This is a genomic window from Bradyrhizobium vignae (assembly GCF_004114425.1).
GTDB classification, from domain to species: Bacteria; Pseudomonadota; Alphaproteobacteria; order Rhizobiales; family Xanthobacteraceae; genus Bradyrhizobium; species Bradyrhizobium vignae.
This window is the reverse complement of sequence record NZ_RDQF01000076.1, coordinates 18,366-27,053: the sequence shown is the minus strand read 5'-3', so window position 1 is coordinate 27,053 and position 8,688 is coordinate 18,366. Positions and strand designations below refer to the sequence as shown.

The 8,688-nt window shown below is 60.1% G+C and carries 8 protein-coding genes; 2 read left to right on the top strand and 6 right to left on the bottom strand.

Annotation, left to right across the window (positions count from 1 at the left end; genetic code table 11):
* Nucleotides 1-126: 126 nt before the first annotated feature.
* Nucleotides 127-1,299, bottom strand: a complete 1,173-nt coding sequence (locus EAV90_RS35660; protein WP_129146118.1) for an extracellular catalytic domain type 1 short-chain-length polyhydroxyalkanoate depolymerase — start codon at nt 1,297-1,299, stop codon at nt 127-129.
* Nucleotides 1,300-1,303: 4 nt separating this feature from the next.
* A complete protein-coding gene (locus EAV90_RS35655) occupies nt 1,304-1,723 on the bottom strand; it encodes a CopG family transcriptional regulator (protein WP_129146117.1) in 420 nt (139 codons plus the stop codon).
* Nucleotides 1,724-2,234: 511 nt separating this feature from the next.
* Between EAV90_RS35655 and EAV90_RS39900 the strand changes: the two genes are divergently transcribed.
* Entirely contained in the window at nt 2,235-2,378 is a 144-nt protein-coding gene (locus EAV90_RS39900; protein WP_164937247.1) for a hypothetical protein, read from the top strand.
* 431 nt (nt 2,379-2,809) lie between these two features.
* On the opposite strand, the gene EAV90_RS35650 is transcribed toward EAV90_RS39900, so the two are convergent.
* Nucleotides 2,810-3,103 (bottom strand): hypothetical protein, encoded by a 294-nt coding sequence (locus EAV90_RS35650; protein ID WP_129146116.1) that lies wholly within the window; start codon nt 3,101-3,103, stop codon nt 2,810-2,812.
* Nucleotides 3,104-3,456: 353 nt separating this feature from the next.
* Here EAV90_RS35650 and EAV90_RS35645 point away from each other — a divergent pair, with 353 nt between their 5' ends.
* Nucleotides 3,457-4,473: a patatin-like phospholipase family protein gene (locus tag EAV90_RS35645; RefSeq protein ID WP_129146115.1), complete on the top strand. Its 1,017-nt coding sequence runs from the start codon at nt 3,457-3,459 to the stop codon at nt 4,471-4,473.
* A gap of 162 nt (nt 4,474-4,635) precedes the next feature.
* On the opposite strand, the gene EAV90_RS35640 is transcribed toward EAV90_RS35645, so the two are convergent.
* From EAV90_RS35640 to EAV90_RS35630, 3 genes are all read right to left on the bottom strand, one after another.
* A complete protein-coding gene (locus EAV90_RS35640; RefSeq protein WP_129146114.1) occupies nt 4,636-4,833 on the bottom strand; it encodes a hypothetical protein in 198 nt (65 codons plus the stop codon).
* Between the two features lie 1,484 nt (nt 4,834-6,317).
* A complete protein-coding gene (locus EAV90_RS35635) occupies nt 6,318-7,574 on the bottom strand; it encodes a caspase family protein (RefSeq protein WP_245509701.1) in 1,257 nt (418 codons plus the stop codon).
* 25 nt (nt 7,575-7,599) lie between these two features.
* Entirely contained in the window at nt 7,600-8,508 is a 909-nt protein-coding gene (locus EAV90_RS35630; RefSeq protein WP_129146112.1) for a DUF4399 domain-containing protein, read from the bottom strand.
* Nucleotides 8,509-8,688: the final 180 nt, after the last annotated feature.

Genomic DNA, 8,688 nt, shown 5'->3' with positions numbered 1-8,688 from the left:
TGCCAGCCGTACGTCACGCCATCGTCGATCTCATCCTTCGGCCGCAGTCTCAGCATTGCCCATATTGCCGAAGGCAAATCCGTGAAAAACAGCGGCGAAAACACAATCTGCCAAAGTAGTGCTAGGCTAGTTTCGTCGCTGCTGCAGCGAGTGTTCAAGAAAAAAACGCAGCATCTCCCTCGTCGCGTCCGGTCCGTCCGGATCGGTGTAGGATCCGGCGGGGCTACCTCCCGACCATGCGTGTCCGGCTCCGTGGATTTCCCAGTGTTCGAGGATTCCGCGCCCGCCGGCGTCGGTGTGGATCGTGCGAGTGTAGGCATGCCCTCCAGGTACCCGACCGCGATGCACTTTGGCCTTCGTGCGGAATCCGCCGAGCGACTGTCGGACGATCCGAGCGCCATTCTTGGAATGCACCGTGGTGTCGCGATCGCCGTGAAAGACGATTGTCGGCACGGGCGGGCCGCCGCTCGGCATTGCCTCAGGTCCGCCGCCTTGCTTCATGGCCATCAGCGCCGAGGGAAGGTCGCTGGCTGCTCCGCAGGCCAATCCGGAATGAATGCCGATCGCCGCGTACAAATCGCCGTAGGTCGATCCCATGACGGCCGCGGCCGCGGCCCCGGCGGACAGTCCGGCGACGTAGACGCGTTCCGGATCGACCGAATGGTCGCACATGATCTGGCGGGTGATGCCGGCGATGAGCGAGGGCTCGCCTGCGCCGCGTTGCTGGTCGGCTGGACGAAACCAATTCCAGCATTTCGCCTGGTTCGCTTCCGCCCGCTGCGCGGGATAGGCGACGAAGCAGGTCTGTTCTTCGGCGATGAAGTTCATCCGCGTGCCGGCGGCGAAATCCTCCGGCGACTGCGTGCAGCCGTGGAGCATGATCACCAGCGGAATGGCCTGGCCATGATAGCCGCTCGGGATGAAGAGCCGGTAGGCGCGGCTTCCCGCAGCATTTGCGTAGACGCCTTCGAGGAACCTGGCGCCGTCCGGCACGATGTCCGCCATGGAAGGCGGCGCACGCCTCAGGGCTCCTCCCAGTCCGAGCCCGTGAAGGTTTTTGGCGATATCCACTGCCGGCTGGGCCGCCGGACGCGGACGCCTCGTCTCGGCGGCGTTCGCCTTGGCCTCGATGGTCGGCGGTTCTATTCCTGCAGCAGGGGCGGGGTGGCCGGTCGTCGGTGCGGTAGTGCCCCGCTCTTTCTCGCCCCGAAGCATGCGCTGAAGCAGCGCGGTGGCCTCGACGAGTTGGCCCGAGCGTGTGAGGCGTGTGGCTTCGCGAATGATGTCGTGGTTCAACATGACCTTACCTCGTCCTGTCGGCAAGTGCGGACTTGACCGCCGGACTGGCATGCAGGGCGCCCAGCACAGAGACCGATGCAATCGTCGCGCGGGCAAGCTCGGGCGTGACGTCCTGCGCGATGGTGGCGAGACCCAGAACATTGATGTGCAGCATCTCGCCCGCCCTCCGCGCCGCCTCGAGATCCTCGCGGCTGTAGTTTCGCAAGCCGAGGTCCAGGCTCTTTCGCGCCGTGGACTGCTTGACCACGTCGGCATGGCGTTCGAGCTGGTTGCGGATCGCGGTGCGGATGAAATCCGTGCGGTTCGAGTAGAAGCCTTCCTGCACCATCAAATCGACCTGACCGAGATCGATAAAACCAAGGTTGATCGTGATTTTTTCCGTATCGGGAGGCTTTGGTCGCATTTCGTAAACGTTGCTCGGCATCGCATCACCTTCCTATCGCCATCCAATTGGATGGTATATGGATGGTAAATTTCAGGGGTCAAGAGGGACACACGCGATTGCGGCATACGGGCCGGGATACCTGGGAGAGCGCTTTTGCGTGGCTTACGCGTCTGCGGGCGGCCCGACGACATCGCGGATCTCGGCTACGGTCTAGGCAGGGGAGATGCCCGGCGGCGGATCCCGACGTGCGATGTCGAGGGCCGCTCGCGCGCGTGCGGATCGGCGCGGTCCTGCGGCCTCTCGCTTCTTTGCGCCCATGGCAGATAGAAGGCGAACGTGAGGGGAGGCAAGCCAATAGAAACGGAGAGGTTCGGGAAGGTCATGCCAAAAGTCGCGGTATATGCCGCGCAGCATGATTTGATGATTGTTCGAACCTGTGCGGACCAGGACGTAGCGGCCTTCGTATCGATCGATGCGACGGGTACACTGACCGCGGCAGTTAGGAACACACGGCGCAAACGCAAGTTCGGCTGCAGTAGTGGAGATTCAAATGGGGTCCATCGCGAGCGCTCTCGTGTTCGCCCTGGCCATGTCGGCTTCGGCCGCATTTGCCCAGACAGCCAAACCGGATGTCTCGCCCGCGCCGAGCGCGCAGAACGTCCGTGAAGCCCCCGTGACGGAAAGACGTGAATGAGAGTTCAATTCGGATGCCGGCTTCGACAATGATGTCCTTAACGACACTTCGCAGGTAGCGCAGATCCTTACGTTCGGTGATCCAGGGCAGGGGAGTGGATGCCCTGCGGTGTGCAATCTCGCCGGAAAACCGGCCCGAGACCATCGTCCTCTTAACCTCATCGAGCTCCGCCATCAGTTCAGGGGAGAGTGGCTCGCCCGTTTCATCGAATAGCGGCCACCAAGCCTCTTCGCCGTTTTTTGCATGTACGATCTTTACGCCATTCGGCCGCTCCTTGGGCCGATAGTGCGCAATCTCAAAGACGCCGAAGACGTGCTCTTCTCTTTGCAACCATTCCCCGGCGACCAGTGCGGCTGTAGCCACTGAACTATATCCGAGTTTCTTTGCGGCGACGCGAAACGCGACCGGTTCGTCCCACGTGGCCGTGGCGTCTACCGCGCAGGCTGGTTGGGCGCCTTCAGGCCCATCCGGGAGAATGGATTGATAGCCGGCACAAGCTTTTCCTGCGCACGCTGGCCAACAAACCAAGCGCGCCTGCAAGCGGTCATCGCCGCGTTCGCAAACCGGCGGCGTTCGCGCTTGACGATGTTGCCGTCTTCATCCTTGTCTTCCACCACCAACAGCTTGGCGTAGATTGCATCGACAAAGCCTTTGCTAAATTGCGGTATCTGCTTCGAGTCCGCGCGCGTCCCGTCTTTCAGCTCACGATCGGCAAAGAGTGCCAAGCCCTGCTCGTTGAGGCGCTGCGTCTTATGATCGATCTCTCTCCATTCCTGATGTCCCTTGAAAGTGCCGACGAGCCAGTCTTGGGATCAGGCCGGTGATCGCCGCGATTCTGGCCTGACGTCGGCTCAGTTTGGGCCTTCAGACCGATGGCCTTGTAAGGCCGTTTTTACACGACCAAGACCCACAGCGGTCATAGCCCGGCCCGAAATCTCGCGCCGGGCCGTCTCCTGCCGTATCGCCGTGTGATATCCTCACTCGCAAGAAGTGGAGGGACCGCACAGTGAAACTGCCGCGAGTTCATTACGCTGCTAGGCGCCGCGGCGGTGGCGCACGACGTGGTCGGTAAGCGCCGATGGGTATGGCAAGCAAGACGGTCAACCTCGCTTTACAGGGTGGCGGTGCGCATGGCGCCTTCACCTGGGGCGTTTTGGATCGCCTGCTTGAAGATGAGCGGATGTCGTTTGAGGGGATCTGCGCTACCAGCGCTGGCGCCATGAACGGCACGGTCATGGCGTACGGTCTGACGATAGGCGGCCGCGAAGGCGCAAAACTCTCTCTCGCCGAGTATTGGCGCCGCATCAGCGAAGCTGCGGCCTGGGGACCGCTGCAGCCGTCCATTTTCGATCGTCTGTCGCAAAATCGTTCGATCGAGGGATCGCCGGCCTTCATGTTCTTCGACATGATGACACGACTGATGTCACCTTATCAGTTTAACCCGTTGAACTACAACCCGTTGCGTGACGTGCTCGAGAAGACCATCGATTTCGACCGGCTGCGCAGGGAGAATGTCGTCAAGCTGTTCCTTTGTGCGACAAACGTCCGCACTGGAAAGGTGAAGATCTTTGAGAACCATGAACTCACCGTCTCGGCCGTTCTCGCTTCCGGGTGCCTTCCGCAGCTCTTTCAGGCTATTGAAATCGATGGCGAAGCCTATTGGGATGGCGGCTACATGGGCAACCCAGCAATCTTCCCGTTGATCTATGGTTGCCAATCCACAGACGTCATTGTTATTCACATCAATCCAATTGTGCGTGGGGAAATTCCTCGCACGGCGAGCGACATACTAAATCGATTGAACGAAATTAGCTTCAATTCGTCGCTGATGCGCGAGATGCGAGCAATTGCCTTCGCCAACAAGCTCGTCAGCAGAGGCGCGCTGCGCGACGAGATAAAGACGATGCTGATTCATGCCATAGAGGCGGAATCGTTCATGAAAGACCTGGGCGTCGCCTCCAAGTTTAATGCAGACTGGGAGTTTCTCACCTATCTGCGCGACGTGGGCCGTACCTGCGCTGAGGAGTGGTTAGCCGCAAATTATTGCCATATCGGTGTGCGTTCGACCATCGACATTCACGGCAGATACTTGTAGCGCGTTTAGAGTGCGGCAATACAAGCAACCCCAAATTGTCACCAGGAATTTGGTTCTCCATGACAACGCTCCCATGTTCTTGATCGTGGAGGCGCAACCACCAACGCTCGCTGATAAGATTCGTGACGTCATTCCGGTGGGTGTCCCGAGCAGACCTGCGAGTCAACCAAGCGAGACCGCCTGTGCCACCATGAGGCCGGCACCCAGGATGCAGATTAGGCCAGCAAAAAGCTCAAAGATCGACGGTCCGGGGCGGCCCACCGCTAGCAGCGCAAGGATGGTCGCGATGCCTAGCCGAATGCCCTGTGGCGTGAGGCTATCCCATCCGATAATATCCCAGCCCACTAAAGGAAAACTCATTCCGGCCTCCTGTGTTTGAACATTCTGTTCCCAAGATTTCTGTACACGCAAAGCCTATGACGCCGTGGAAGGCCCGTGGCGGAGGCGACCGATGCGGAGGGTGCCAATCAGCAAAGACGCGCAGCCGCCCGCGTGGGGTCTATCACTGGTCATAGCCCGCTGACCCGGTGGAGAACACTGGACATCGGAGCCGCAGGCTCGAGGCTGTTGGCGTCTTGTGGCAAGTTTACCTGACGATCGCGAGCGGTCTCCTGATCTGTTGAAATAGAATCGACGAAGTTCAACTGGTCTTCCCTCGTGTCCTGCGGGGATCGTCGCGACGAAGGCAACAACGAAAGGGGCTGGTTAGGGCAGCACTGGAGACAGATATGGGCGAGCAATCGTCCTCGCGAACAAGGCCCGTCGAATGGGAAGGGGCGCCGGTCTCATCGAAAGAAGCATTGCTCACGGCTGCCACCGCCGAATGCTGCGGCAAACGGAAACAAAAGAGGCCGCCCTACCGAGGCGGCCTAACTGCCGTCGCCCCCGCTAGCAGGATGGCGTCACGATGCCGGCGACACCTTCACCTCTGTGGTGGGCCTTTCGTCGCCGAACGTAGCCATCCCCTGATATGCAGATCGGAGAATGCTTGCAACCGACTCAAGCGCAACCTTACGCCGGTGGACGATACGGATACGGGCGCCGCGAATGGTTCGCCAGCTATGGGAAATCCTAATCCGAGTCATTTAACCTCCGAGGTTCAATGGATGGTGACGGTTGGCTCAGCAGCGTGCTTTCCAACTCACGCCCGGGATAGCCGATCCCAAGGTCAATGACCGTGATGCGCGTCACTGGAACTTCGAGGAGTGAATTGGCTCGTGACTTGTAGGACCAGGACGGCGATGAGGTCGGTGCTCTTGGCCGGCACTCTCAGCGCTTATGCTGCACAAATCGACGCGTACATCTTTTAGCGGATTCGAACGCTCGCCAGCGATCAACGGCTGAGCGGCTTTCGCTGGGACTTAGCTATCGCGCCTCAAGGCAGCGAACAAGCACGCGGCTTTTTGCAACATGTGACCATGATCACGGCCCTGACCCACGACTTGTAGGATTGTCGCGTCTATCAGTTGTTTGCGGCTCTTCGAGGGAACACACTATGAACGTCGTGATTCAAAGACTTAATGGCCTGTGGCACCTCGTCGTCGGGTCATGCCAGCTCCGAACACCTTTCCTTGAGACTCAGGACCGGGAGCGGGTCGTTACGTACGCCCGGCGAATTTACCCTGGTGCCAAAGTCTTCGAACGCAGCTGATCTCAAAGCGACGCACTCGAGCGGATGCTGTCCGGTACTTGAGGATTGGCAGGTGCCTTCGCGTGGAACCACTCGGCTCACTCGTTAGAGCGCGTCTGGCGAGCGTTCCGATCCGGTCACGGTCGGATGGCTATTGTTGTGTCGAGCTTCAATCGTGAAATGTCCCGACACACAGTGAAGTGTCCAGGCGAGATCAAGGAGCGACGCTCTCGCGCAATCGGCGGAGCTGCGACCGGAGCCGTTCGCAACTCAATTCCCTCTCGAAATTGGTGATCGCCTGAAGTGTAGGTTCAGCGCGCAGGCGCTGCAACCGCGCCATGTCGCGGGTGCAGGTATCTTCGGAGCGGACATCCTCATTCCGTACCTGCTGCTTCGCAGCCGCTTGGGGCGCCGCATTTCCATCAGAAGGCAGAGCGCCAGTGCTAACAATACTCTCAAATAGACGCTGTATCTGTGGACGCAGCCGCGTGCAAACGACCTCGCGTTGGAAGTTGATGATCTCGTTCGGCACAGGGGTGGCGCGCAGACGTGCCAGCCTCGCTTCGTCGCGGACACAGGGGTCCGTAATTTCGGAGGGCGGCTGCGCGGGAGGCGGCTGCCTGGGAAGTTCCGCCTTTACCGCCGGCGGCGCGCTTGGCGGCGCTGGATTGACCGGCGGAGCGGGCGGCGGTACCGGCGGTGCATTTGTTGTAACAAACTGCGGCACCAGGGCGATAGTGGCGCCGCCGAGCGAACCATAGATGAACGGCTCCTGCCGTCCACCGGTCATGGTGATGACCTCATCGCGCACGCGGCCAAGCGCGATCCGAATGTCGACACCGGGCGCGGCAAGGTGCCGGAGCAGCGCAGTTGCATAGGGGCTGTTCACGCCGTCGCCGTCATAGGATATCGAGCCTGCCTTCGCCGCGAAAGCCACCAGGGTGTCGGCGCTGATTTCATCAAGCTTTGCGAGACCGCCTCTTGTCGGCGAGCGGCTTGCGGACCGCAACTTGGCCGCAAACGGGTTGTCGCGGCATGCGTCGAGCAGTATCAAACGCAGGCGGCGTACCGGTTGCAGCGCCCAGATGATGCGATCGAGCGCGATAGCCTCGTCGTCGACGTCGTAGTCGTGGCTCAGCTTGGCATCCATCGGTATCAGATAATTCACGCCGCCGATCTCGATGCCGTGGCCGGCGTAATAGACCACTGCCACATCGGCATTCTCTGCAGTAATGAGGAACTCGCGCACAGTACGCTTGAAGTCGACGACACCGAGATCGTTGCGTGCAATGACGACGTCGAAACCGATAGACTTGAACAGCGCTGCGATCGCTTTGGAGTCGTTGCCGGTGTTGGGCAGCGGCGGTGCGTTCGTATAGGAGGAGATTCCGACCACAAGCGCGACCCGACGCTCCGCTGCGGCCCCATCGGCGAACATCGCGCTGATGACGAGGCAGAGGATGTAGATCAAGAGGCGGCGCGGTTTCATCGTTGCATCAATATCCGTAACTCCGCCAAGGACGATGGCGGTACTTGCGCTTTTTCGGCGGCTGGCCGTTCTCCGTCACGGTGACGTTGATGACATCGGAGAACACCGCTGGATCGTGCGGCACGTGGGCATAGTCGGCGAACAGAAGGCGCAGCTTGTGCTGGCCGATCGGGAGCGTGATCTTCGCTTCAGTCTGGCCAGCGCCGAAGTGCAGGTGGTTGAAATCGTTTGGGATTGGTTGGTCGAGTGGAGGCAACTCGGCATCCACGAGCAAATGATGATGTCCGGTGTTGGGTTTGTCGAAGCCCGCCGGCGCCACGCCCATGTTCAACAAACCGAAGCGGATAACCGGGTTCGGAGAAATATAGGAGCCGTTCTTTGGATAGATGAAATAGACCTTCGCGTCCTTCGGCGCGGAACGACGTCCACCCACCGCAGGGGGTGCTTGCGCCACCGCGGCGCCGGTTTGGTCAGCTACCCTGACCTTGATCCGCTCGGAGACCACCGGCGGCGAATGCGGGACGTGATTCTTGTCGGCGAACACCAGCTGCAAAGTGTGCTCACCGGGGGTCAGCGAAATCTCTGCCTCGGTCTGTCCAGCCCCGAAATGGAGGTGCTGGAAGTCGTTAGGAATTTCAGCATTCAGCGCGGGCGTTGGCGAGTCGACGATCAAATGATGGTGACCACTGTTGGCGCGGTCCGAACCTGCCGGGGCAACGCCCATGCCGTGCAGGCCAAAGTGTAGAGTGGTCTTGGTTGGCACCGTATCGCCGTCCTTCAAGCCAATGAAATAGACGGCCGCCCCGGGCGGCGAGGGCGTTGGGCCGCCCGTCTGGGCTTGAGCCTGTGCGGCGTGCCAGTGCATCAAGCCGCCGATAAATGGAACCAGAACCGCTATGAGCAAACGTTGCATCATCGCAATCTTCCCAATGGATAGACCACAATCTGGACCGCAAGAGCCGCGGGAATCTGAAATAGCTGCAACTATCGATAATGGGCCCGTCCCACCGGCAAACAGAACGGGGCTGAAACGATATCCCTTTGCTCGCCAATGTAAACCACAATCGAGCGGGGCGACTGTCGCCTTGCCGGTCGC